Source organism: Azospirillum halopraeferens DSM 3675 (genome assembly GCF_000429625.1).
Taxonomy (GTDB): Bacteria; Pseudomonadota; Alphaproteobacteria; order Azospirillales; family Azospirillaceae; genus Azospirillum; species Azospirillum halopraeferens.
Genome location: NZ_AUCF01000001.1, coordinates 741,835 through 764,523, shown reverse-complemented (window position 1 = coordinate 764,523; position 22,689 = coordinate 741,835). Strand labels below are relative to the sequence as shown.

Here is a 22,689-nt window from a genome sequence, read left to right as displayed (position 1 = left end):
CGATGAACATCTTCAAGGCTTTCGAGAACGACGTCCGCACGATCCTTGAGGAACTGGCGGCGGAGGGCCGGCTCCCCGCCGGCCTCGACACCGCCCGCGTGACGGTGGAGCCGCCGCGCGAGGCGGCGCACGGCGACCTGTCGACCAACGCCGCCATGGTGCTGGCCAAGCCCGCGGGCCAGCCGCCGCGCAAGCTGGCCGAGCTGCTGGCCGAGAAGCTGAAGGCGCACCCCGGCGTGACGGCGGTGGAGATCGCCGGCCCCGGCTTCGTCAACCTGCGCCTGGCGCCGTCGGTGTGGCGCGCCCGCATTGCCGACATCCTCGCCGCCGGCACCGCCTACGGCGACAGCGACCTGGGCCGCGGCGCGCCGGTGAACGTGGAGTACGTTTCCGCCAACCCCACGGGGCCGCTGCACGCCGCCCACGGCCGCGGCGCCGTGTTCGGCGACGCCCTGGCGGCGCTGCTGGAGAAGGCCGGCCACAAGGTTACCCGCGAGTACTACATCAACGACGCCGGCGCCCAGGTGGAGGTGCTGGCCCGCTCCACCTACCTGCGCTACCGGGAGGCGCTGGGCGAGGCCATCGGCGACATCCCCGCCGGTCTCTATCCGGGCGAGTACCTGAAGGACGTCGGCCAGGCGCTGGCGGCGCAGGACGGGCCGCGCTGGCTCGACGCGCCGGAAGCGGACTGGCTGCCCGCCTGCCGCGACTTCGCCATCGCCCGGATCATGGAGTGGATCCGCGACGATCTCGGCGCCCTTGGCATCACCATGGACGTCTACACGTCGGAACGGGCGCTGGTCGCCGCCGGGGCCGTGGACGTCGCCCTGAAGACGCTGGAGGACCGCGGCCTGATCTACGTCGGCGTGCTGGAGCCCCCCAAGGGCAAGAAGCCCGACGACTGGGAGCCGCGGCCGCAGACCCTGTTCCGTTCCACCGACTTCGGCGACGACGTCGACCGTCCGCTGAAGAAATCCGACGGCTCCTTCACCTATTTCTCGAACGACATCGCCTATCACCACGACAAGTGCCGGCGCGGCTTCTCCACCCTGATCGACGTGTGGGGCGCCGACCACGGCGGCTATGTCCGGCGCATGCAGGCGGCGACCGCGGCGATCACCGAGGGCAAGGCGGCGCTGGACGTCAAGCTCTGCCAGCTCGTCCACCTCATGCAGAACGGCCAGCCGGTCAAGATGTCCAAGCGGGCCGGCACCTTCGTCACCCTGCGCGACGTGATCGACGAGGTGGGGCGCGACATCGTCCGCTTCATCATGCTGACCCGGCGCAACGACCAGACGCTGGAATTCGACTACGACAAGGTCAAGGAGCAGTCGAAGGACAATCCGGTCTTCTACGTCCAGTACGCCCACGCGCGCTGCCGCTCCGTCCTGCGCCACGCCGCCGGGGCGATGCCGGGCCGTGATCTCTCGCCGGCGGCGCTGGCGGCGGTCGACCTCGGCCCCCTGGAGGACGAGGCGGAGCTGACGCTGATCAAGCGCATGGCCCTGTGGCCGCGCCTGGTGGAGGCCGCCGCCGAGGCGCACGAGCCCCACCGCGTCGCCTTCTACCTCTACGACCTCGCATCGGACTTCCACGCCCTGTGGAACAAGGGCCGTGACGACGCCACGCTGCGCTTCCTGGTGGACGGGGACGAGCCGGCGACGCTGGCGCGCCTTGCCATGATCACGGCGGTCGCCACGGTCATCGCGTCGGGCCTGGGCGTGATGGGGGTGGAACCGGTGGAGGAGATGCGATGACGCGTTTCGAGGCCGATGCGACCTTCGCCGCGGATGCCTACGGCCGGTTCCAGCCGGGACGCCGGCGAGGGCGCCGCGGTCTGCTGACCTTCGCCGCGGCGGCGGTGGCGGTGGTGCTGTTCACCGGCATCATCGTCATCGGCTTCGGCGGCGGCGATGACCGCGTCGTCCAGTCCGGCGGCGTGCCGCTGATCCAGGCCGACGCCACGCCGACCAAGATGCGTCCGCAGGAGCCGGGCGGCATGGACGTGCCGCACCAGGACAAGATGGTGTACGACCGCCTCAACCCCGGCCCCCGCGGGCCGTCGGTGGAGCGCCTGCTGCCGCCGCCCGAGCAGCCGTTGCCGCGGCCGGTGGTGACGCCCGCCGTGCCGCCGCCGCCGCCCGTGCCGGTGGCGCCGTCGGTGGCGCAGATCGTGCCGCCGCCGGGCGCCACCGCCACCGTGCCCCGCGAGGTGCCGGAGGAGCCGATCCCGCCGGCCGCCAACGTCCGCGTGACGGCCATCCCCATGCCGGTGGAGGACGACTACCCGGAGGAGGAGCCGGCCTTCACCCTGCCGCCGGCGGTCCGCGAGGCGCCGGCTGCGCCGCCGCCGGCCCGTGTGTCGCCCGCCCCGAAGCCGCCGGCTCCGCCGCCCGCCGCCGCGCCCGCGGCGGCACCGGCTCCCTCGGCGGCACCGGCTCCGGCCCCGGCGGTTGCGGCGGCCCGGCCGCCGGCCCCGGTGGCCCCCGCCGGGGGCTGGCGGGTGCAGCTTGCCTCGGTGCGCAGCGAGGCGGAGGCGGAAGCGGAATGGAAACGCCTGGCCAGCCGCTACTCCGGCGCGCTGTCCGGTCTGACCCCGCAGTTCACCAGGGCCGACCTGGGGGAACGCGGAGTCTACTATCGGGTGCGCGCCGGCAGCGTGGACGAGGACCGGGCCCGCGCCATCTGCACCGAACTGAAGAGCCAGAACGTGGGGTGCGTGGTTGTCCGTCCGTGACCCGTTCCCGCCGGGGCAGCGGCCGCGCGCCGTCGTGCTGGGCTGCGCCGGCCCGCGGCTGACCGGGGAGGAGCGTGCGTTCCTGCGCGACGCCGACCCCTTCGGCTTCATCCTGTTCCGCCGCAACTGCGAGACGCCCGACCAGGTGCGCGCCCTGGTGACCGACCTGCGGGACGCCGCGGGGCGTGCCGACGCGCCCGTGCTGATCGACCAGGAAGGCGGGCGTGTCGCCCGCCTGCGCCCGCCCCATTGGCCGGCCCACCCGCCGGCCCGCGCCTTCGGCGCGCTGGCGGAGCGGGACCCCGTCGCGGGGCTGGAGGCGGCGCGCCTGAACGGCCGGCTGATCGCCGGGATGTTGGGCGCCCTGGGTGTCGACGTGGACTGTGCCCCGGTGTGCGACGTGCCGGTGGACGGGGCCCATGACGTGATCGGCGACCGCGCCTTCGCCCGCGACCCGGCGCTGGTCGCCGCGCTGGCCCGGGCGACGGCAGAAGGTCTGATCGCCGGCGGCGTGCTGCCGGTGGTCAAGCACGTGCCAGGCCACGGCCGTGCCTGCGCCGACAGCCACGCCGAACTGCCGGTGGTCGACGCCACGCGGGCCGAGCTGGAGGCGACGGACTTCGCGCCGTTCCGCGCCCTGGCCGACCTGCCGCTGGCCATGGTGGCCCATGTGGTGCTCAACGCCATCGACCCGGACGGACCCGCCAGCACGTCGCGGGCGGTGATCGAGGGGGTGGTGCGCGGGCCGGCCATCGGCTTCGACGGGCTGCTGTTCAGCGACGATTTGTCCATGGGGGCCCTGACCGGCGGTGCCGGGGAACGGACGCGGGCGGTTCTCGACGCCGGCTGCGACGTGGCCCTTCACTGCAACGGCGACATGCACGAAATGAAGGAGGTGGTGGCGGTGGCGCCCCCGCTCTCCGACGCCGCCGTCCGGCGCTGGGCCCGGGCCCGCGCCGTTCCCGGACCGGTGGACGCGGTGGACGCCGCCGGGCTGCGGGCGCGCATGGACGCGCTGCTCGCCGGCGCTGCGGCCTGAAGGAGGGCCCGACCTTGGAGGAAATGATCTTCCGCATCACCGCCGTCGCCCTTCCGGCGATCCTGGCGATCACGATGCATGAAGCCGCGCACGGCTACGTCGCCTGGCATTACGGCGACGACACGGCCAAGCGCCTGGGCCGCGTCACGCTCAACCCGCTGCGTCACGTCGACCCCTTCGGCACCGTGCTGCTGCCGGCGCTGATGTACTTCACCACCGGGTTCGTCTTCGGCTGGGCCAAGCCGGTGCCGGTCGACTTCCGCCGGCTGAACAACCCGCGCACGGACATGGTGTGGGTGGCGCTGGCGGGGCCGGGGACGAACGTCGCGCTGGCGATCATCTCGTCCTTCCTGTCGGGCTTCGTCGACCCGGACGCCGGACTGTTCTCCCTGTGGCTGAAGTTCATGCTGCAGGTGTCGGTGCTGGTGAACGTGATCCTGGCGGTGTTCAACATGATCCCGCTGCCGCCGCTGGACGGCGGGCGGGTGGCCGTGGGGCTGCTGCCGGACGCGCTGGCCTATCCGCTGGCACGGCTGGAGCGCTTCGGCATCCTGATCCTGCTGGGGGCGCTGTTCCTGATGCCCATGATCGGCCGGGAGCTGGGCCTGGACCTCAACGTCTTCGCCTGGATCGTCTGGCCGCCGGTGGAGTTCCTGATCGGCCTGATCGAAGGCCTGACCGGCAACCGGTAGGGACCGCCATGGGGGCCGGCGACTTCCGGGAAGACGAGGCGCGCACCCCGGCGGTGCCGGAGCAGCTCGTCCTCGACCTGGACGGGTTCGAGGGGCCGATCGACATGCTGCTGGCGCTGGCGCGCGAGCAGAAGGTGGACCTGACCACCATCTCCATCCTGGCGCTGGCCGACCAGTACCTGGCCTTCGTCGCCGAGGCGCGGCGGGTGCGGCTGGAACTGGCGGCCGACTACCTGGTGATGGCGGCGTGGCTGGCCTACCTGAAGTCGCGCCTGCTGCTGCCCGAACCCGACCAGGAGGAGCCGCCGGCAGAGGAGATGGCGGCGGCGCTGGCCTTCCAGCTCCAGCGGCTGGAGGCGATGAAGGATGCCGCGGCCCGGCTGATGGCGCGGCCGCGGCTGGGCATCGACATCTTCGCCCGCGGCGCGCCGGAGGAGGTGGACATTGCCCGTACGGCGGTCTACCGGGTTTCCCTCTACGATCTGCTGAGCGCCTATGGCCGGCACAAGCGGCGCAAGGACACCGCCGTCCTGCATGTGGAGCCGATGCGCCTCTACTCCATCGAGGATGCTGTCCACCGCCTGGAGGAGCTGCTGGGCCGCATGCCGGACTGGACGATGCTGCAGACCTTCCTGCCCGCGGGCGTGCGGGACCCGCTGCTCGACCGTTCGGCGCTGGCCGCGCATTTCGCCGCCGCGCTGGAGCTGGTCAAGGCCGGGCAGGCCGACCTGCACCAGGACGGCGCCTTCGGCCCCATCTGGGTGCGCCGGCGGGCGCCGGGGGAGGAGGAGCAGTGACAGGACCCGAACACCGGCCCGCAGGCCGCCAATCCACCGAGGCAGGTTCATGATCCGGGACGTCACCGACCCGCAGGCGATCGAAGAGAGGATTCATCGCCTGCGCCTGATCGAAGCCCTGCTGTTCGCCTCCGCCGAGCCGGTGGCGGAGGCGGCGCTGGCCGCCCGCCTGGGCGCCGACGCCGACGTGGCCGGTCTTCTGGACGAGCTGTGCCGCCACTACGCCCCGCGCGGGGTGAACCTGGTGCGCACCGGTGCCGGCTGGGCCTTCCGCACCGCCGCCGACCTGGCGCCGCACCTGCGCCTTGAGGAGGAGGTGGCGCGCAAGCTGTCGCGCGCCGCCGTCGAGACGCTGGCCATCATCGCCTACCACCAGCCGGTGACCCGCGGCGAGATCGAGGCGATCCGCGGCGTCGCCACCAGCAAGGGAACGCTGGACCTGCTGATGGAGCAGGGGTGGATCCGCCCCGGCAAACGGCGCGAGACGCCGGGCCGGCCGCTGACCTGGATCACCACCGACCATTTCCTGGATCATTTCGGGCTGGAGAGCCTGCGCGACCTGCCGGGGCTGGACGACCTGCGGGCCGCCGGCCTGCTCGACTCCCGGCCCGTGCTGTACGGCGTCGGCGCGCTCGACCGTGATGAAGAGGCGGCGGCGGACGGGAATGACGGCGATGGTGACGGTGATGGCGACGACGGGGATAAGAAAACCCCCTGATTGATCTGGGTCATTGAGGCAGGGGTTCCTTAACGGGGACCATTGCGCTATTGTGACTGCGAACCATTCGCATAGGAACCAGCGCCTCATGGACTCCAGTGCCTTCGCCCGGGGGCCCGACCCCGACCGACCGCAGAGCCGGGCGGGAACGCTGCGCGAACGCACCGCCGCCTGGTTCGGACGGGGGGAGGGCGCGCCCGCCGGCGATGCGCCGTGCCGTGCCGCCCCCGTGACCGCGCCCGGGGACGGGAGGGTGGACGCGCTGGGCGCCCGCCCGGTGCCGGCGGCGATGGCGCGCGAGGCGCTGGCGCTGCTGGGCGTCCGTCATCGCTATGGCGCCACGTTGGCCGTCGACGCCGTGGATCTGACCATCGCCGCAGGCGAGATCGTCTGCCTGTGCGGCCCGTCGGGGTGCGGCAAGTCCACGTTGCTGCGAATCGCCGCCGGGCTGGAGACGCTCCAGTCCGGCGTCGTGCGCATCGGCGGCCGGGTGATGGCCGAGCCGGGGGCGGAGGTGCCGCCGGAGCGGCGCGGCATCGGCCTGGTCTTCCAGGACTACGCCCTGTTTCCGCATCTCAGCGTGCTCGACAACGTGCGATTCGGCCTGTCCGGCCGGCCGGCGGCGGCGCAGCGGGCCCGCGCGCTGGAGGCATTGCGCCAGGTCGGCATGGACAGCTATGCCGAGGCGTTTCCGCACCATCTGTCGGGCGGGCAGCAGCAGCGGGTGGCGCTGGCCCGCGCCCTGGCCCCCGATCCGGCGGTGCTGCTGCTGGACGAGCCGTTTTCCGGTCTCGACGCCCGCCTGCGCGAACAGGTCCGCGACGAGACGCTGCACGTTCTGAAGCAGAACGGCGCTGCCACCATGCTGGTCACCCACGATCCCGAGGAGGCCATGTTCCTCGCCGACCGCATCGCCCTGATGCGAGGCGGCCGGATCGTTCAGCTCGGCTGCCCGGTCGATCTCTACACCCGCCCGGTGGAAGCCTACGCCGCCGCCTTCTTCGGCGAGGTCAACCGGTTGAGCGGCACCGTGCGCGGCGGTGCGGTGGATACGGCGGTGGGATCCCTGGCCGCCCCGGCCGGGCTTGCCGACGGAACGCCGGTGGAGGTGCTGGTGCGGCCCGAGGCGCTCCATCTCGCACCGGTGCCCAAGGACCTGGCACCCGGCGGGACGCTGCCCATCCTGGCGCGGGTGATGGCGGCGCGCCTGCTGGGCCGCAGCAGCCTGGTCCATCTCAGCATCCCCGGCGGGGCGGGGCGGCCGGTGCATCTGCACGCCCGCATGCCCGGCCAGTTCCTGCCGGCCGAGGAAAGTCACGTTTCGATCACACTGGATCGCAAACAAGCCTTCGTCTTTCGCGCCGAAGCCCCCACTTAAGGCTGGAAACCGTACCGTCCCGGTACCCTGTCGTTGCGGCCGCATGGCCTTTCTGCCATAGTGCCGCTCCAATCGGGGGCCGACCGCTCAGGAACACTGTACCATGGGATTTACGAGTATCTGGCACTGGCTGATCGTTCTGGTCATCGTTCTGCTGCTGTTCGGCGCCGGAAAGCTGCCGAAGGTGATGGGCGACCTGGCGAAGGGCATCAAGAACTTCAAGGCCGGCCTGAAGGATGGGGATGAGGCCGAGGATGGCGAGAGCAAGGCTCTGCCGAATCAGACCGCCCAGCCGGTCCAGCCCGCCCAGCCCGCTGCGGCGGCGCAGACGGCCCAGCCCGCTCAGCCCGTCGGCGAGCCGGCCGTGAAGAAGGACGAGGCCGCGCGGACCTGATCCGCGCCGCCTGCGGCCGACGCATCGACAAAAGACGCCTGACCCCATACGAAGCCGCGGCGCCTTCGGGGCGCCGCGGGTAAGTCCGAGGAACCATGTTAGACATCGGCTGGCCTGAGCTGATGGTCATCGCGGTGGTGGCGCTCGTCATCATCGGACCGAAGGACCTGCCGAAGGCCGTCTACGGCGTGGGCAAGTGGGTGCGCAAGGCGCGCATGGTTGCCCGCGAGTTCCAGGGACACCTCGACGACATGATGCGCGAGGCGGAACTGGACGACATCAAGAAGCAGGCGCTCAAGGCGCGTGACTTCTCGGTGACGCGCGAGCTTGAGAAGGCGGTGGATCCCGACGGGAAGATGAAGGCCGCCTTCGACCTTCCGCCCGTTGAGGGCGTGACCGCCGCCAAGGCGGCGGACGCCGGTTCCGCCACCGCGGCGCCGGCCGATGCGGGCGTCCTGGCCGCGCAACCGCAGACCGCCACCGAGCCGCCCGTGACCCTGCCGCCGGCAGCGGAACCGCCGGTGACCAAGCCGTCGTTGACCGAACCGTCGTTGACTGAACCGCTGCCGACCGAACGGCCGGTCGCTGCGGCTCCCGCTTCCACTTCCGCCGCACCGGACAAGACAGCGTGACGACTCCCGTGGCCTCGGACAACCAAGACGAGCTGGAAGACAGCAAGATGCCGCTGATCGATCACCTGATCGAGCTGCGGAATCGGTTGATGTACGCCCTGCTGGCGCTCATCGTCGCCTTCGTGCTGTGTTACGCCTTCGCCGACCGGATCTATGCATTCCTGGTGCAGCCGCTGGCCGACATCCTCGCGGGGCAGCACCGGCGGATGATCTACACCGGCCTGACCGAGGCGTTCTTCACCTACATCAAGGTGGCGTTCTGGGCCGGCGCCTTCCTGTCGTTCCCCATCATCGCCAGCCAGATCTGGCTGTTCGTCGCCCCCGGCCTGTACAAGCATGAGCGCAAGGCTTTCCTGCCCTTCCTGGCGGCAACGCCGGTGCTGTTCTTCCTGGGCGGGGCGATGGTCTATTACTTCGTCTTCCCGCTGGCCTGGCGCTTCTTCCTGGGGTTCGAGACGGGGGCGGTGACCGATCCCGGCGCCCTGCCCATCGAGTTCGAGGCGCGCGTGGGCGAGTACCTGTCGCTGGTGATGTCCCTGATCTTCGCCTTCGGCATCGCCTTCCAGCTTCCGGTGCTGCTGACGCTGCTGATCCGCGCCGGCCTCCTGACCACCGAGGCCCTGCGCACCAAGCGGCGCTACGCCATCGTCTTCGTCTTCGTGGTGGCCGCCATCCTGACGCCGCCCGACGTCATCTCCCAGATCGGTCTGGCCCTGCCCATGCTGGCGCTGTACGAGATTTCAATCTGGATCGGCATCGGCATCGAGAAGCGCCGCGCCGAACGCGAGGCGACCGAAGAAGCCGCGTAACCGTCCCGGCCGACCAACGAAGAAAGCCCCTTTCCCTTGGCGGGAGAGGGGCTGTTTTCGTTGCTGCGCGCTGAATCGCCGGGCGGCGCTCAGTGCGCCTCCGCCCAACTGGCGCCGATGCCCGCCTCGGCCACCAGGGGCACGCCGAGCGTCGCGGCACCTTCCATGGTGCGCTTGACCACGGCGGCGGTGGCCTCGGCGTCATCGGCCGGCACCTCGAACAACAGTTCGTCGTGCACCTGCAACAGCAGGCGGGCGCGCGAGCCGGCGGCCTCCAGGGCGCCGGGAATGCGGGCCATGGCGCGCTTCATGATGTCGGCCGCGGTGCCCTGGATCGGCGCGTTGATGGCCTGGCGCTCGGCGAAGGCGCGGCGGGCCGGGTTCTTCTCGTGGATGCCGGGGATGAAGCAGCGGCGGCCGAACAGCGTCTCCACATAGCCATTCTTGCGGGCAAAGACCTTGATCGCCTCCATCCACGCCTTCAACTCGTGGAAACGCTCCAGGTACGCCTTGATGAAAGCGTTGGCCTCGCCGGGGGAGATGCCGAGCTGGCGCCCCAGCCCGAAGCCGGAGATGCCGTAGATGATGCCGAAGTTGATCGCCTTGGCCTTGCGCCGGATCTCCGACGTCATGGCGTCCAACGGTACGCCGAACACCTGCGACGCCGTCATCGCGTGGATGTCGATGTTGTCGCGGAACGCCGCCTTCAGTGCCTCGATTCCCGCCATCTCGGCGACCAGCCGCAGTTCGATCTGCGAATAGTCCACCGACAGCAGCGTGCAGCCGGGGTCGGCGACGAAGGCCCGGCGGATCTTGCGGCCCTCCTCGGTGCGCACGGGGATGTTCTGCAGGTTGGGGTCGGTGGAGCTGAGGCGCCCGGTGTTGGTCAGGGCCATGGAGAAGGAGGTGTGGATGCGGGCGTTCGCATCCGCCATCTCCTGCAGGGCGTCGGTGTAGGTGCTCTTCAGCTTGGCGAGCTGGCGCCAGTCCAGCACCTTCTGGGCGATGTCGTTGCCTTGCTCGGCCAGAACCTCCAGCACGCTGGAGTCGGTCGAGTAGGCGCCGGTCTTGCCCTTCTTGCCGCCTTGCAGCCCCATCTCGTCGAACAGCACCTCGCCCAGTTGCTTGGGTGAGCCGACGTTGAAGGGGCGGGGGGCCAGGCTGTGGATCTCCGCCTCGATGCGGATCAGGCGGTCGGCGAAGTCCTGCGACAGGCGGCGCAGCTCGTCCCGGTCGATGCGCACGCCGGCCCGCTCCATGTCGGCGACGATGGGGACCAGCGGCCGCTCCAGCGTTTCGTAGACCGTGACCATGCGGGCGTCCACCAGCCGGGGCTTCAGCACCTGCCACAGACGCAGGGTGATGTCGGCGTCCTCCGCGGCATAGGCCAGCGCCTTGTCCAGCGGCACCCGGTCGAAGGTGATGCGGTTCTTCCCGGTGCCGCAGACCTCCTCGAAGCTGATGGTGGTGTGGTCGAGGTGTAGCCGGGCCAGCTCGTCCATGCCGTGGCCGTGGGCGCCGCCCTCCAGCACGTAGGAGATCAGCATGGTGTCGTCCACCGGCGCCACCCGCACGCCGTGGCGGGCGAAAAGCTGGTGGTCGAACTTGAAGTTGTGGCCGATCTTGAGGATGTCCGGCCGCTCCAGCAGGTCCTTCAGCGCGGCCATGGCGGCCTCCGCCGGGATCTGCGTCGGCCCCTCGCCGCCCAGCGCGAGCTGGCCGCCGCCGTGGGGGTCGACATGGCCCAGCGGGATGTAGCAGGCCCGCCCCGCCGCCGTGGCCAGCGACACCCCCACCAGCGCGGCGGTGGACGGCGTCAGCGAGTCGGTTTCCGTGTCGACGGCGAGCACGCCTGTGTCTTCGGCGTCGGCGATCCAGGCCGCCAGCGCGTCAAGGTCCTGGATCAGCGTGTAGCGGACCTCGGCCGGGGCGGGGAGGGTGCGCACCGGCGCCTGCGGCGCCGGCTCCTCGCCGTCGGTGGGCGCGGCGGGAAGGGCGACGGGGGCCGGCGCGGTGCCGCCCGCGCCGTCCGCCAGCTTGCCGTCCTTGAGCAACTCGTGCTCCAGCCGGGTGACGACGCTGCGGAAGCCCTGGGTGCGCAGGAAGTCGATGAGCTTGCCGTGATCCGGCTCGCGCACCTTCAGGTCGTCCACCGGCACCGGCACCGGCACATGGTCTTCCAGCCGGACGAGGCGTTGGGAGATCCGGGCCTGCTCGGCGAAGTCGATGAGCTTCTGCCGGCGCGCCGGCTGCTTGATCTCGCCGGCGCGGGCCAGCAGGGTCTCCAGGTCGCCGTATTCGGTGATGAGCTGGGCGGCGGTCTTCACGCCGATGCCGGGGACGCCCGGAACGTTGTCGACGCTGTCGCCGGCCAGCGCCTGCACGTCCACCACCTTCTCCGGCGGGACGCCGAACTTCTCCTGCACCTCGGCCGGGCCGATCGGCTTGTTCTTGATGGGGTCCAGCATGCGCACGCCCGGCCGCACGAGCTGCATGAGGTCCTTGTCGGAGGACACAATGGTGACCTCGCGCCCTGCGGCGCTGGCCAGGCGCGCGTAGGTGGCGATCAGGTCGTCGGCCTCGTACCCCTCCAGCTCCAGGCAGGGCAGGCAGAAGGCATCGGTCGCCTCGCGGATCAGGGCGAACTGGGGCTTCAGCTCCTCCGGCGGCTCGGGGCGCTGGGCCTTGTACGCCTCGTAGATGGCGTTGCGGAAGTTCTCCCGCTTGGAATCGAAGACCACCGCCACCGCTTCGGCGCGCAGGTCGGCCAGCAGCTTCATCAGCATGTTGGTGAAGCCCAGCACGGCGTTCACCGGCGTGCCGTCGGGACGGGTGAGCATCGGCAGCGCGTGGAAGGCGCGGAAGATGAAGCCCGACCCGTCCACCAGATACAGCGGGCTGCCCGTTGCTGCGGGCGTCTCGGCGGTCGGCTCGGTCGCGGTCTCGGCGGTCATGTCTCGATGGTCCCGTCCCGGTGTTTCCGGCTAACTTGGCCGAAGGGGCCGCCGGAGTCGAGCGCGCTTCCGACCGGGACGCCCTCTCCCGGTGCCATCCTGCCCAGGGAACCGTGACCGGCCGCCGCGCCGTTCTGTTGTCGGGACGGAACCCGGGAATGGGAGCGTGACGGACATGCTGGAGAACGCGAAGCTGGGGGCGGTGATCGCCGCGGTGCTGCTGCTGGCCATCATGGCCGTGAACGAGGCGGTCAACCGCCGCGCCGAGCCGATCGCCTCGGTCGGCGACTGCCCCGCCGTGCTGATGGTGCCGCCCGACGGGGACCCCGCCTTCCTGACGCGGCCGGATTCGCCGGCGTGCTGAGCGCCGTGGCTACCGGCGTTTCTTCGGCTTGGCCGCCTGCGCCCGCAGCGCCGCGGTCAGCGCCGGGCCGGCCCACGCGAGCATCTCCTCGCCATCGTCCAACACCGAGTCGGGCGGGCGGTGGTAGGGCATGCGCATGGGTTTGTCGGGGAAGGGCCGGAACGCCGGCAGGCCGGCCTGCTCGTACGCGGGCCGGTTCTCGTCGTCGGTGCGCAGGTAGAGCAGGTCCTCGCCGGTGATCAGCGCGAACATCACGCCGTCGCGGTAGATGCCGTACCCGCCGAACATGCGCCGCGCCCGCACGTCGCCGAGCGGCGCCAGCAACTCGCACACCAGGGCGGCAAAGCCGCCGGGCGGGGCCGACGGCATGACCGGTGCTATTTTTTGCGGAAGGCGTCGAGCGCCACCACCTCGCCCCGCTTGGGCTCCTCCGCCGGGGCGGACTTGTCGTCCGGCCTGGAGGCGACGGTGCGCCCGGCCAGCGGCTCCGGCTCTGCGGCTTCCGTCGGTTCGGCCGGCTGGAACTGCAGGGCGAAGTTCACCGACGGGTCGGCGAAAGTGGTGATGGCGGCGAACGGGATGACCAGCCGTTCATGGACGTTGTTGAAGCTGAGCGTCACCGCGAAGCCGGTGTCGTTCACCTCCAGCCCGTAGAACTGGAACTGGAGAACGATCGTCATCTCGTTGGGGTACTGCGCCCGCAGGAAATCGGGCACCTGCACGCCGGGATAGCCGGTGCGGAACGTCAGATAGAAATGGTGGTTGCCGGTCAGGCCGTTCTCGGCGACCTGCGCGATGGCATCGCGCACCACACTGCGCAGGGCGGCTTCGACCATCCTGTCATAACGAAGCTGCTCTTTCGGCATGTACGGCGCTGCTCCCCCCGGATGCGGGGCGGTCGCCCCCGATAGAAGTGTGGGCCTTCTGTTGCTAGGCGGCCCACGGCCCCACCTTGAAGTGCTACCCCCAAGGGATTTGATTTCGATCACCTAACCGCATTACGCGGCGACGGCAACCGGAGCAACGTTGTCGTTGGCAACTATTGCAATGGCCCGATAACGGCGGAACCATGCCGGGCGAAGACCCTGCCTTTACCACGCGCGTCGATCCTGTTTCGCCCCCATGAACCCGCCGCCGGGAACCCCGCCGGTGGGAGATTGGTGGAGGCGCCGGGTACTGCCCCCGGGTCCGCAACGCTTATTCCACAAGGCGTTTATCGCCATAGTCGGTGCGACCGACAGGGAGAATATAGGGGGTTCCGCGGGATGATGAAAGAGGGCTTGCGCATCGCCGCCGCAATAAATTGGACTCCACCCGCGCCCCGGACGGGGTAGAGTGCGCCCCGCCGAGGAGTGGAGTTGCCATGCCCATCACGCCCGAACAGCGCGCCGAGATCGACCGGCAGCGCGCCGTTGAGACCCCGACCCGCCGCGCCACCGTCGCGGCCCTGGAAGACATCCTGTACGAGCCGGTCCCCGTCCTCGACCACGGTTTCGTGCGGGTGGTGGACTACATGGGGGACGATTCCGCGGTCGTCCAGGCGGCGCGGGTCTCCTACGGCAAGGGCACCCGGAAGGTCACCGAGGACGCCGGGCTGATCAAATACCTGATGCGCCACCGCCACTCGACCCCGTTCGAGATGTGCGAGATCAAATTCCACGTCAAACTGCCGATCTTCGTGGCGCGCCAGTGGATTCGCCACCGCACGGCCAACGTCAACGAATACTCCGCGCGCTATTCGATCCTCGACCGGGAGTTCTACATTCCGGCACCCGATCAGCTCGGCGCCCAGGCCGTCGTCAACCGCCAGGGGCGCGGCGACGTGCTTCAGGGCGAGGAGGCGGCCCGCGTGCTGGCCCTGCTGCGCGCCGATGCGGAGCAATGCTACGCCCATTACGAGGAGATGCTGAACCTGCGCGAGGACGGCACCACCCTGGACGAGGGCCGTCAGGGGCTGGCGCGGGAACTGGCGCGCATGAACCTGCCGCTGAACTTCTATACTCAGTGGTACTGGAAGGTGGATCTGCACAACCTGCTGCATTTCCTGTCCCTGCGCGCCGACACCCACGCCCAGTACGAGATCCGCGTCTACGCCGAGGCCATGCTGGACATCGTCCGGCGCTGGGTGCCCGCCGTGTTCGACGCCTTCAGTGAGTACCGCATGGGCGGCGCGCACCTGTCGCGCAGCGGCCTGGCGGTGGTGAAGCGCCTGCTGGCCGGCGAGGCGGTGGCACAGGAAGGCAGCGGCCTGTCCAAGCGGGAGTGGCGGGAGCTGATGGAGTCCCTCGGGCGCGACGCCTGAGGGAACGCCGCCGTGGCCGGCGAGGGCGAATCGCTGCACCGGCAGGGCGTGGACGCCGCCCGGGCCGGCCGCCCGGCGGAGGCGCGGGCCCTGATCGAACGGGCCATCGCCGCCGACCCCGGCGTGGCGGCGTGGCGGGCCAATCTGGGGCTGGTGCTGGAACAGCAGGGCGATCCCACCGCCGCCGCCCTGGCCTATGCCGGTGCCCTGGCCATCGATCCCGGCCTGACCGCCGCCCGCGAGGGGTTGCTGGAATGCGCGGCCGCGGCGCGGGCGCCGTCCGCCTACCGGGCGGCGCTGGCGCTGTTCCCGGCGGACGCGGCGGCATGGGCCAACGCCGGCGTGCTGTTGCGCGCCCGGGCCGAGCGTGAGGCGGCCGCCGCATGCTACCGCCGCGCCATGGCGCTGGAGCCGCAGAGCTGGGTGCACCCGTACAACCTGGGCAACGCGCTGGCCGAGATGAACCGGCTGGAAGCGGCCGACGGCGCCTACCGCGCCGCCCTGGTCCGCGCGCCCGACCGGGCGGAGGTGCAGGGCAACCGCGCCGCCCGGGCGCTGGCCCAGCAGGCCCGGCCGGACGAGGCGCTGGCCGCTGCGGGCCGGGCGCTGGTCCTCCACCCGGAGGCCGATTCCCTGCACGCTATGCGACTGTCGCTGCTGCAATACGACGCCCGCTGCGACACCGCGGCACTGGCGGCGGCCCACGCCGCGTGGGGCCGCCGCCATCCGGACCGGCCACCGCCGGCCACCCCGGCGCCGGCACCGCGGCTGAGGATCGGCCTGGTGTCGCCGGACTTCCGCGCCCACCCCGTCGGGTCCTTCGTCGAACCGGTGCTGGAGGCGCTGGACCGCCGGTCGTTCGAGGTCATCTGCTACGCCCATACGGCTAACCCCGACGCCACCACCGACCGGCTGCGCGCCCTGGCGGAGCGCTGGGTGTGGACCACGGGCCTGGACGACGACGCGCTGGAGCGCACGGTGCGCGCCGATGGCATCCACATCCTGGTCGACCTGGCCGGCCACACCTTCGGCAACCGGCTGCCGGTGTTCGCCCGCCGTCCGGCGCCGGTGCAGGCGACCTGGGCCGGCTATGTCGGCACCACCGGCCTGCCGGCGATGGATTACCTGATCTCCGATTCGCGCCAGAGCCCCGAGGGGGCGGAGGCGTACGGGACCGAGGCCATCGTGCGCCTTCCAGACGCGTACGTCCCCTGGGCCCCGCCCGCCGACGCGCCGGAGCCGGCACCGCCGCCCCTCACCGTCCGCGGCCATGCCACCTTCGGGTCGTTCAACACGCTGGTGAAGCTGAACGGTGCCGTGGCCGCTCTGTGGGCGCGGGTTCTGGCGGCGGTGCCGGACTCCCGGCTGGTGCTGCGCACACCCCAGCTCGGCGATCCCGGCACAGCAGCCCGCGTGCGCGCCCTGTTCGCGGCCGGCGGCGTCGACCCCGCCCGCCTGACTCTGGCCGGTGGCCTGCCGCGGCGCGACTTCCTGGCGGCCTATGCGGACATCGACGTGGCGCTCGACCCCTTTCCGTACGCCGGCGGGGTGACGACGCTGGAGGCCCTGTGGATGGGCGTGCCCGTGGTGACCCTTGGCGGTGAGCGGTTCTGCGCCCGCCACGGCGTAACCCACCTGACCTCGGCCGGCCTGACGGAGCTGACCACCGACGGGCCGGACCCGTACGTGTCCGTCGCCGCGGCGCTGGCCGCCGACCCCGTACGCCTGGGCGCGTTGCGCACGGGGCTGCGCGAGCGGGTGCGCCGCTCGCCCGCCTGCGACGGCGTGCGCTTCACCCGTGCCCTGGAAGCGGCGTGGCGCACCATGTGGCAGCGCCACGCCGCCGGCCTGCGGCCGGCGTCCTTCACGCTTGCCTTCGGATAGGCCCCGCGGGTCAGGTCCCGGCTTCCCTGGCCCCCGTCGCCCACAGCATGCCCAGGATCACCCCCTTGCAGCGCGGCAGCAGCAGCAGGGTCAGCGCCAGCGCCAGCGTCGGCCACAGGGCGAAGTGCAGCCACAGCGGCGGCTGGTAGGACTGTTCCACCGACAGCAGCAGGGGAACGACGATGTGGCCGACGATGAAGATGGTCATCCACGGCGGTGCGTCGTCGGCGCGCAGGTGGCCGTACGCCTCGCCGCAATGGCTGCACCGCTCCACCGGCTTCAGATAGCGGTGCAGCAGCGCGCCGCGGCCGCAGCACGGGCACTGGCCGGCGAAGCCGCGCAGGGCCGCGGTCAGCTTCGAGCGCGGCTGAAAGGATTGCGAACTCATCTCTACCCCTTGGCCCCGTAAGGGAGCGGTTGTTCTTATGGTCCCGTTGGTCGGGCGGAACACTGTAGGCCGTTCGCCGGGGTGCCGCATCATTCCCGGTGAAGCGTGCGGCGCACCTCTTCGATGCGCCGGGCGATGTTCTCCAGGCGCATTTGCACCTCATGGGCGCACAGGGCATGGCCGGCGGCACGTGCCTCGGCGGCCACGTCCTCCAGCGCCATCTCCAGCTCGCGGATGCGGGCGTCGCGGGGATCCTCCGGTCCGGGCGTCATGGGGCTTATGGGCTTCCTCCACCCGGTCCGCCTGTCCGGCCCGTCATGCCGAATCGGCTTCTTGACGGGCCGCGCGGTGCCGTCTACGGCTGTGGGTCAACATTCTGGCGCGCAACGGCGCCGGCGGAAACCCGGACCATGGTGGGAGGACAGAGCATGCGGATTTCGCGGATCGTGCTGGCGGCTGCGCTCGGCGGGGCGCTGGCGACACCGGCCCTGGCGGACGATCGGATGAAGACGGTGGCGATCACCGCCATCGTCGAGCACCCGGCGCTGGACGCCACCCGCGACGGCGTGATCGCCGCGTTGAAGGAAGCGGGCTTCACGCCGGGCGAGACACTGACCGTCAACTATCAGAGCGCCCAGGGCAATCCCGCCACCGCCGCGCAGATCGCCCGCAAGTTCGTCGGAGAGCGGCCGAATGTGATCGTGCCGATCTCCACCCCCTCCGCACAGGCGGTGGTCGCCGCCACCCGCGACGTGCCGGTCGTCTTCACCGCCGTCACCGATCCCGTGGGCGCCCAGCTCGTGCGAAGCATGGAACAGCCGGGGGGCAACGTCACCGGCCTGTCCGACATGGCCCCGGTGGGCGACCACGTCGCCCTGATCACCGAGATCCTGCCCAACGCCCGGCGGATCGGCGTCGTCTACAATCCGGGTGAGCCCAACTCGGTCACCATGGTCAAGGTTCTGAAGGATGAGGCCACCGCCAGGGGCCTGACCGTCGTCGAGGCGACGGCGACCAAGTCGGCCGACGTGCAGGCGGCGGGCCGCAGCCTGGTGGGCAAGGCCGACGCGGTGTACGTGCCGCTGGACAACACGGTCGTTTCCGCCCTGGAAGCGCTGATCCAGGTGGGGGCGCAGGCCGACCTGCCGATCTTCTCCGCCGACACCGACAGCGTCGAACGGGGGACCGCCGCCAGCATGGGCTTCGACTATTTCGAGTTGGGCAAGCAGACCGGCGCTGTCGTGGCGCGGGTGCTGAAGGGCGAGAAGCCGGCGGACATCCCCGTCCGCGTCGCCAGCGGCACCAACCTGGTGGTCAACCCCGCCGCCGCCGAGTCCATGGGCTTCGCCATCCCCGACAGCGTGCTGGGCCGGGCCACCAAGGTGGTCGGGAAGTAACGGACGATCATGAGCGAGATCGCCTTCTTCGGCGCGGTGGAGATCGGCCTCGTCTACGCGCTGGTGGCGCTGGGCGTGTTCCTGTCCTTCCGGGTGCTCGACTTTCCGGACCTGACGGTGGACGGCAGCTTCCCGCTGGGGGCCGCGGTGGCGGCGACGCTGATCGTCGCCGGCAGCGACCCGTGGCTCGCCAGCGCCCTGGCCATCGTGGCCGGGGCCTGCGCCGGGCTGGTGACGGCGACACTCAACGTGCGGTTCCGCATCCTGCACCTGCTGGCGTCGATCCTCACCATGATCGCGCTGTTCTCCATCAACCTGCGCGTCATGGGCCGGCCGAACGTGGCGATCATCATGCAGGACACCATGCTCACCCCCTTCTACGGGCTGGGGCTGCCGGACCATTTGCTGCGGCCGCTGTTCGTGCTGGTGGTCGTGGCGGTGGTGGTGGCATTGCTGGCGTGGTTCCTGACCAGCGAGTTCGGGCTGGCCATGCGCGCCACCGGCGTCAACGCCCGCATGGCGCGCGCCCAGGGGATCAACACCAACCTGCACATCTACGTCGGCATGGCCCTGTCCAACGGGCTGGTGGCGCTGGCCGGCGCCCTGTTCGCCCAGACCAACGGCTTCGCCGACGTGACGTCGGGAATCGGCACCATCGTCGTCGGGCTGGCGGCGGTCATCGTCGGCGAGACGGTGCTGCCCCTGCGCGCGCTGGCGTGGGCGCTGATCGCCTGCGTGATCGGCTCGATCCTCTACCGCCTGGCGGTCCAGCTTGCCCTGACGGCCGATGTCATCGGGCTGCAGGCGTCCGACCTCAACCTGGTCACCGCGGCCCTGGTGGCGGTGGCGCTGATCCTGCCGCAGCTCCGGCTGCGGGCGGGCAAGGCCGCGGCGCGGGGTGGCAAATGATCGAGGTGTCCGACCTCCACGTCGTCTTCGGCCGCGGCACGGCGCTGGAGAAGCACGCTCTGCGCGGTGTCGACCTGGCGATTCCCGAAGGCCAGTTCGTCACGGTGATCGGTTCCAACGGGGCCGGCAAATCCACCATCCTGGCGGCCCTGGCCGGCGACGTCCTGCCCGAGTCGGGCCGCGTCGCCATCGACGGGCTCGACGTCACCCGCTGGCCGACGCCGCGCCGCGCCGCGTACGTCGCCCGCGTCTTCCAGGACCCGCTGGCGGGGAGCTGCGCCACTCTGTCCATCGAGGAGAACATGGCGCTGGCGGCGGCGCGCGGGCGCCGGCGCGGCCTCGGCCGGGCGCTGGGGCACGACCGCCGCGATGCCTTCCGCGACCGCATCGCCGAGCTGGGCCTCGGCCTGGAGAACCGGCTGGGCGACCGCATGGGGCTGCTGTCCGGCGGCCAGCGCCAGGCGGTAAGCCTGCTGATGGCGACGCTGGCCGGCTGCAAGATCCTGCTGCTGGACGAGCACACCGCCGCCCTCGACCCGGCGACGGCGGACTTCGTGCTGGACCTCACCCGCCGATTCGTGGCGGACAAGCGCCTGACGGCGCTGATGGTCACCCATTCCATGCGCCAGGCGCTGGATTACGGCGACCGCACGGTCATGCTGCACGAGGGCCGGATCGTCCTCGACGTGGCGGGGGAGGAGCGCGCCGGCCTCGACGTGCCCCACCTGCTGGCCCTGTTCGCCCGGCAGCGCGGCGGTGTGGAGCTGAGCGACGACGATCTGCTGATCGGCTAGCGGGCACTCCGCACGGGTGTTATGGCCGGGTGGTACGGCGCAGGAGCGCTGCACCGCCGCGGCCGGGGCTGCTATGGTGGCGCCCATGGACCCCTTGCAGATCATCGCGATCATCGACTGGATCAACGCCGCCGCCCATGCCGGTGTCGGCGAGGCGGAACTCCTGGGCGGATTCTGCCGTCGCCTGCAGGAGGCCGGCGTGCCCGTGTGGCGCGGCATGATGGGCGCCGACACGCTGCACCCCACGGTGACCGGCCGGGTGGTGACCTGGAGCGACGGCGGCGGCGAGCAGCTGGTGGAGTACGACACCACCGGCGATCCGGACGCCGACGACCGCTGGCGGAGCAGCCCGTTCTTCAGCATGTACGAGCGTCACGACACCTGCCTGCGCCTGCGCCTGAGCGACCCCGCGGCCGGTGCCGAGTTCCCCAAGGTCAGGGAGCTGCGGGAGGCCGGTTCCACAGACTACGTCTGCATCGCCTACCGGCTGGCCGCGACGGCGCGGATCGGTGAGCTGGATTTCGTCTTCTCGTCGTGGAGCACCCGCGCGCCGGAGGGATTCAGCGAGTCCCAGATCGAGTCGCTGCAAACCCTGGTGGGTGTCCTGGCGACCGCGTTTCGCGCCCAGATGATCTTCACCATCGCCGAGACGCTGGCCGGCACCTATCTCGGCCGCGACGCCGGCGCGCGCGTGCTGGCCGGCCGCATCCGCCGCGGCGTGACGGACAAGATCAGCGCCGTGCTGTGGTTCAGCGACCTTCGGGGATTCACCCGGATCTCCGACACGGCGGCCCCGGAGCTGGTCATTCCGCTGCTGAACGACTACGCCGACGCGGTGGTCAACGCCGTCCACGGGGCCGGCGGACAGGTGCTGAAGTTCATCGGCGACGGCATCCTCGCCATCTTCCCCATGGAGGGCACCGCCGACGCCTGCCTGGCCGCCCTGTCGGCCGCCGCGACGGCCCGCGAGCGTGTCGACGCCGTCAACGCCCGCCGCGCCGCCGACGGTCTGCCGGTGACGCGCTTTTCGCTGGCCCTGCACCAGGGCACCGTCTTCTACGGCAACGTCGGCAGCGCCGACCGGCTGGATTTCACGGTGATCGGCCCGGCCGTCAACGAGGCCAGCCGGATCGCCGCCATGTGCCGGTCGCTCGACCAGGAGGTGCTGCTGTCCTCCGCCTTCGCCGCGGCGTCGCCGGAGTGCCGGCAGCGCCTGGTGTCGGTCGGCCGCTACCTGCTGCGCGGCGTCGCCCGCCCGCAGGAACTGTTCACCCTGGACCCGGAGGCGGCGGATTAGGACACCTCCGCCGCCTGCCGCTTCACTGCACCACGAACTTCGGCGCGCCGCGGCGCCGGCCGCCTTCGATCTTCTCCCACACCTCGGTGGCGATGGCGCGGTAGACCACGGCGTGCTCCGACTCCGGCTGGGAGACGACGATGGGGCGGCCTTCGTCGGAGGTCGCGCGGATGGCGATGTCCAGCGGGATCTCGCCGAGGAAGTCGGTGCCCAGCGCCTCGGCTTCCTTGCGGGCGCCGCCGTGGCTGAAGATGTCGGAGCGGTGGCCGCAGTTGGGGCAGCAGAAATAGCTCATGTTCTCGATGATGCCGAACACCGGCACGTCGACCTTGCGGAACATGTTCAGCCCCTTGCGGGCGTCCAGCAGGGCGATGTCCTGGGGCGTCGACACGATGACGGCACCGGCCAGCGGCACCTGCTGCGCCATGGTGAGCTGGGCGTCGCCGGTGCCCGGCGGCATGTCGACGATCAGCACGTCCAGCTCGCCCCAGTTGACGTCGCCCAGCATCTGCTGGAGCGCGCTCATCACCATCGGCCCGCGCCAGATCATCGGCGTGTCCTCGGGCACCAGGAAGCCCATGGACATCACCTTGATGCCGTAGTTCTCCATGGGTTCCAGCGTGTGGCCGTCGTGGCTGACCGGGCGGCCCTGGATGCCCAGCATGCGCGGCATCGACGGCCCATAGATGTCGGCGTCCAGCAGCCCGACCTTGCGGCCGTTGGCCGCCAGCGCCAGCGCCAGGTTGGCGGCGGTGGTCGACTTGCCGACGCCGCCCTTGCCCGACGCCACCGCGACGATGGCCCTGACGCCCGGCACCAGCGCCTTCTCCTGCCGGCCTTGCCCGTGGTCATGGGCGTGAGCATGACCGTGGCTCTGCTGCGGCCGGGGCGCTTCCTGACCGGCGGCGCGGTGGGCGGTGAGCACCGCGGTGACCGAAAGGACGCCGGGAAGTGCCTCCACGGCTTTTTCTGCGGCGTGTCGGATGGGCTCCGCCTGTGCCCCGCGGGCCGGATCCACCTCGATGGAAAACGCCACGTTTCCGTCGCGAATCACAAGGCCCGACAACATGTTCAGGCTGACGATATCCGCCCCGCGATCCGGGTCCGTCACGGACTTCAGCGCGCCGACGACCTGTTCCTCAGTGACCTTTGCCATGGTTGAAAACTCCGGCTTCTTCCCGATATTGGCGGATAACCGTCGGCA

Annotated in this window: 23 protein-coding genes and 1 other RNA gene; 17 read left to right on the top strand and 7 right to left on the bottom strand. The window is 71.1% G+C overall.

All coding sequences use genetic code 11. The annotated features are described in order from the left end of the window. Window positions 1-2: 2 nt before the first annotated feature. From argS to tatC, 10 genes are all read left to right on the top strand, one after another. Window positions 3-1,757 carry an arginine--tRNA ligase gene (gene argS, locus G472_RS0103625; protein ID WP_029007288.1) on the top strand — a complete coding sequence of 585 codons (1,755 nt, stop codon included), beginning with the start codon at window positions 3-5 and terminating at the stop codon, window positions 1,755-1,757. After that, window positions 1,754-2,737, top strand: coding sequence for an SPOR domain-containing protein (locus G472_RS40485; protein ID WP_029007287.1), 984 nt, complete (start codon window positions 1,754-1,756; stop codon window positions 2,735-2,737). Before argS ends, G472_RS40485 begins: the two co-directional genes overlap by 4 nt. Then, a complete protein-coding gene (gene nagZ / locus G472_RS0103615; RefSeq protein WP_051340275.1) occupies window positions 2,724-3,776 on the top strand; it encodes a beta-N-acetylhexosaminidase in 1,053 nt (350 codons plus the stop codon). The genes G472_RS40485 and nagZ overlap by 14 nt, the downstream gene beginning before the upstream one ends. A gap of 14 nt (window positions 3,777-3,790) precedes the next feature. Continuing rightward, the gene (locus G472_RS0103610) at window positions 3,791-4,468 is read left to right on the top strand and encodes a site-2 protease family protein (RefSeq protein WP_029007285.1); all 678 of its coding nucleotides are present in this window, start codon (window positions 3,791-3,793) and stop codon (window positions 4,466-4,468) included. An 8-nt stretch (window positions 4,469-4,476) separates the two neighbouring features. Next, complete coding sequence (locus G472_RS0103605) at window positions 4,477-5,265, top strand: segregation and condensation protein A (protein WP_029007284.1); 789 nt, start codon at window positions 4,477-4,479, stop codon at window positions 5,263-5,265. Window positions 5,266-5,314: 49 nt separating this feature from the next. After that, the gene (gene scpB, locus G472_RS31030; protein WP_051340273.1) at window positions 5,315-5,983 is read left to right on the top strand and encodes an SMC-Scp complex subunit ScpB; all 669 of its coding nucleotides are present in this window, start codon (window positions 5,315-5,317) and stop codon (window positions 5,981-5,983) included. Window positions 5,984-6,071: 88 nt separating this feature from the next. Further along, window positions 6,072-7,361, top strand: coding sequence for an ABC transporter ATP-binding protein (locus G472_RS0103595; RefSeq protein WP_084536408.1), 1,290 nt, complete (start codon window positions 6,072-6,074; stop codon window positions 7,359-7,361). A 103-nt stretch (window positions 7,362-7,464) separates the two neighbouring features. After that, window positions 7,465-7,755, top strand: a complete 291-nt coding sequence (locus G472_RS0103590; protein WP_029007282.1) for a twin-arginine translocase TatA/TatE family subunit — start codon at window positions 7,465-7,467, stop codon at window positions 7,753-7,755. A gap of 95 nt (window positions 7,756-7,850) precedes the next feature. Beyond that, window positions 7,851-8,387: a Sec-independent protein translocase protein TatB gene (gene tatB / locus G472_RS0103585; RefSeq protein WP_029007281.1), complete on the top strand. Its 537-nt coding sequence runs from the start codon at window positions 7,851-7,853 to the stop codon at window positions 8,385-8,387. Next, entirely contained in the window at window positions 8,384-9,196 is an 813-nt protein-coding gene (gene tatC / locus G472_RS0103580; protein ID WP_425387970.1) for a twin-arginine translocase subunit TatC, read from the top strand. The genes tatB and tatC overlap by 4 nt, the downstream gene beginning before the upstream one ends. Before the next feature lie 89 nt (window positions 9,197-9,285). On the opposite strand, the gene polA is transcribed toward tatC, so the two are convergent. Next, window positions 9,286-12,150, bottom strand: coding sequence for a DNA polymerase I (gene polA / locus G472_RS0103575; RefSeq protein WP_029007279.1), 2,865 nt, complete (start codon window positions 12,148-12,150; stop codon window positions 9,286-9,288). Between the two features lie 166 nt (window positions 12,151-12,316). On the opposite strand from polA, the gene G472_RS0103570 reads away from it, so the two are divergent. Beyond that, complete coding sequence (locus G472_RS0103570; protein ID WP_029007278.1) at window positions 12,317-12,514, top strand: hypothetical protein; 198 nt, start codon at window positions 12,317-12,319, stop codon at window positions 12,512-12,514. Between the two features lie 9 nt (window positions 12,515-12,523). On the opposite strand, the gene G472_RS0103565 is transcribed toward G472_RS0103570, so the two are convergent. From G472_RS0103565 to ssrA, 3 genes are all read right to left on the bottom strand, one after another. Then, window positions 12,524-12,883 carry a TfoX/Sxy family protein gene (locus tag G472_RS0103565; protein WP_029007277.1) on the bottom strand — a complete coding sequence of 120 codons (360 nt, stop codon included), beginning with the start codon at window positions 12,881-12,883 and terminating at the stop codon, window positions 12,524-12,526. 8 nt (window positions 12,884-12,891) lie between these two features. After that, window positions 12,892-13,380 (bottom strand): SspB family protein, encoded by a 489-nt coding sequence (locus tag G472_RS0103560; protein WP_029007276.1) that lies wholly within the window; start codon window positions 13,378-13,380, stop codon window positions 12,892-12,894. Window positions 13,381-13,426: 46 nt separating this feature from the next. Next, window positions 13,427-13,792, bottom strand: a transfer-messenger RNA (tmRNA) gene (ssrA, locus tag G472_RS37875). A gap of 85 nt (window positions 13,793-13,877) precedes the next feature. On the opposite strand from ssrA, the gene thyX reads away from it, so the two are divergent. Both thyX and G472_RS0103550 read left to right on the top strand, forming a co-directional pair. Beyond that, window positions 13,878-14,816, top strand: coding sequence for an FAD-dependent thymidylate synthase (thyX, locus tag G472_RS0103555; protein WP_029007275.1), 939 nt, complete (start codon window positions 13,878-13,880; stop codon window positions 14,814-14,816). A 12-nt stretch (window positions 14,817-14,828) separates the two neighbouring features. Then, on the top strand, window positions 14,829-16,700 hold the full coding sequence (locus G472_RS0103550; RefSeq protein ID WP_029007274.1) for an O-linked N-acetylglucosamine transferase, SPINDLY family protein: 1,872 nt from the start codon (window positions 14,829-14,831) through the stop codon (window positions 16,698-16,700). A 10-nt stretch (window positions 16,701-16,710) separates the two neighbouring features. Here the strand turns inward: G472_RS0103550 and G472_RS0103545 are convergent, their stop codons facing one another. After that, window positions 16,711-17,088 carry a DUF983 domain-containing protein gene (locus G472_RS0103545; protein WP_035690751.1) on the bottom strand — a complete coding sequence of 126 codons (378 nt, stop codon included), beginning with the start codon at window positions 17,086-17,088 and terminating at the stop codon, window positions 16,711-16,713. An 89-nt stretch (window positions 17,089-17,177) separates the two neighbouring features. Next, complete coding sequence (locus G472_RS0103540; RefSeq protein ID WP_029007272.1) at window positions 17,178-17,360, bottom strand: hypothetical protein; 183 nt, start codon at window positions 17,358-17,360, stop codon at window positions 17,178-17,180. Window positions 17,361-17,516: 156 nt separating this feature from the next. Between G472_RS0103540 and G472_RS0103535 the strand changes: the two genes are divergently transcribed. The 4 genes from G472_RS0103535 to G472_RS0103520 all read left to right on the top strand — a co-directional run bounded on the left by G472_RS0103535 (window position 17,517) and on the right by G472_RS0103520 (window position 21,485). Beyond that, window positions 17,517-18,485 (top strand): ABC transporter substrate-binding protein, encoded by a 969-nt coding sequence (locus tag G472_RS0103535; RefSeq protein WP_029007271.1) that lies wholly within the window; start codon window positions 17,517-17,519, stop codon window positions 18,483-18,485. 9 nt (window positions 18,486-18,494) lie between these two features. Continuing rightward, complete coding sequence (locus G472_RS0103530; protein ID WP_029007270.1) at window positions 18,495-19,394, top strand: ABC transporter permease; 900 nt, start codon at window positions 18,495-18,497, stop codon at window positions 19,392-19,394. Continuing rightward, entirely contained in the window at window positions 19,391-20,188 is a 798-nt protein-coding gene (locus G472_RS0103525) for an ABC transporter ATP-binding protein (protein ID WP_029007269.1), read from the top strand. The genes G472_RS0103530 and G472_RS0103525 overlap by 4 nt, the downstream gene beginning before the upstream one ends. Before the next feature lie 85 nt (window positions 20,189-20,273). After that, window positions 20,274-21,485 (top strand): adenylate/guanylate cyclase domain-containing protein, encoded by a 1,212-nt coding sequence (locus tag G472_RS0103520; protein WP_029007268.1) that lies wholly within the window; start codon window positions 20,274-20,276, stop codon window positions 21,483-21,485. A gap of 22 nt (window positions 21,486-21,507) precedes the next feature. Here the strand turns inward: G472_RS0103520 and apbC are convergent, their stop codons facing one another. After that, window positions 21,508-22,641, bottom strand: coding sequence for an iron-sulfur cluster carrier protein ApbC (apbC, locus tag G472_RS0103515; protein WP_029007267.1), 1,134 nt, complete (start codon window positions 22,639-22,641; stop codon window positions 21,508-21,510). Window positions 22,642-22,689 lie beyond the last annotated feature (48 nt).

Coding starts and splice junctions, on each gene's coding strand:
- argS (WP_029007288.1), top strand. CDS start 3: ATGAACATCTTCAAGGCTTTCGAGAACGACGTCCGCACGATCCTTGAG.
- G472_RS40485 (WP_029007287.1), top strand. CDS start 1,754: ATGACGCGTTTCGAGGCCGATGCGACCTTCGCCGCGGATGCCTACGGC.
- G472_RS0103605 (WP_029007284.1), top strand. CDS start 4,477: ATGGGGGCCGGCGACTTCCGGGAAGACGAGGCGCGCACCCCGGCGGTG.
- scpB (WP_051340273.1), top strand. CDS start 5,315: ATGATCCGGGACGTCACCGACCCGCAGGCGATCGAAGAGAGGATTCAT.
- G472_RS0103595 (WP_084536408.1), top strand. CDS start 6,072: ATGGACTCCAGTGCCTTCGCCCGGGGGCCCGACCCCGACCGACCGCAG.
- G472_RS0103590 (WP_029007282.1), top strand. CDS start 7,465: ATGGGATTTACGAGTATCTGGCACTGGCTGATCGTTCTGGTCATCGTT.
- tatB (WP_029007281.1), top strand. CDS start 7,851: ATGTTAGACATCGGCTGGCCTGAGCTGATGGTCATCGCGGTGGTGGCG.
- polA (WP_029007279.1), bottom strand. CDS start 12,150: ATGACCGCCGAGACCGCGACCGAGCCGACCGCCGAGACGCCCGCAGCA.
- G472_RS0103565 (WP_029007277.1), bottom strand. CDS start 12,883: ATGCCGTCGGCCCCGCCCGGCGGCTTTGCCGCCCTGGTGTGCGAGTTG.
- G472_RS0103560 (WP_029007276.1), bottom strand. CDS start 13,380: ATGCCGAAAGAGCAGCTTCGTTATGACAGGATGGTCGAAGCCGCCCTG.
- thyX (WP_029007275.1), top strand. CDS start 13,878: ATGCCCATCACGCCCGAACAGCGCGCCGAGATCGACCGGCAGCGCGCC.
- G472_RS0103545 (WP_035690751.1), bottom strand. CDS start 17,088: ATGAGTTCGCAATCCTTTCAGCCGCGCTCGAAGCTGACCGCGGCCCTG.
- G472_RS0103540 (WP_029007272.1), bottom strand. CDS start 17,360: ATGACGCCCGGACCGGAGGATCCCCGCGACGCCCGCATCCGCGAGCTG.
- G472_RS0103535 (WP_029007271.1), top strand. CDS start 17,517: ATGCGGATTTCGCGGATCGTGCTGGCGGCTGCGCTCGGCGGGGCGCTG.
- G472_RS0103530 (WP_029007270.1), top strand. CDS start 18,495: ATGAGCGAGATCGCCTTCTTCGGCGCGGTGGAGATCGGCCTCGTCTAC.
- G472_RS0103525 (WP_029007269.1), top strand. CDS start 19,391: ATGATCGAGGTGTCCGACCTCCACGTCGTCTTCGGCCGCGGCACGGCG.
- G472_RS0103520 (WP_029007268.1), top strand. CDS start 20,274: ATGGACCCCTTGCAGATCATCGCGATCATCGACTGGATCAACGCCGCC.
- apbC (WP_029007267.1), bottom strand. CDS start 22,641: ATGGCAAAGGTCACTGAGGAACAGGTCGTCGGCGCGCTGAAGTCCGTG.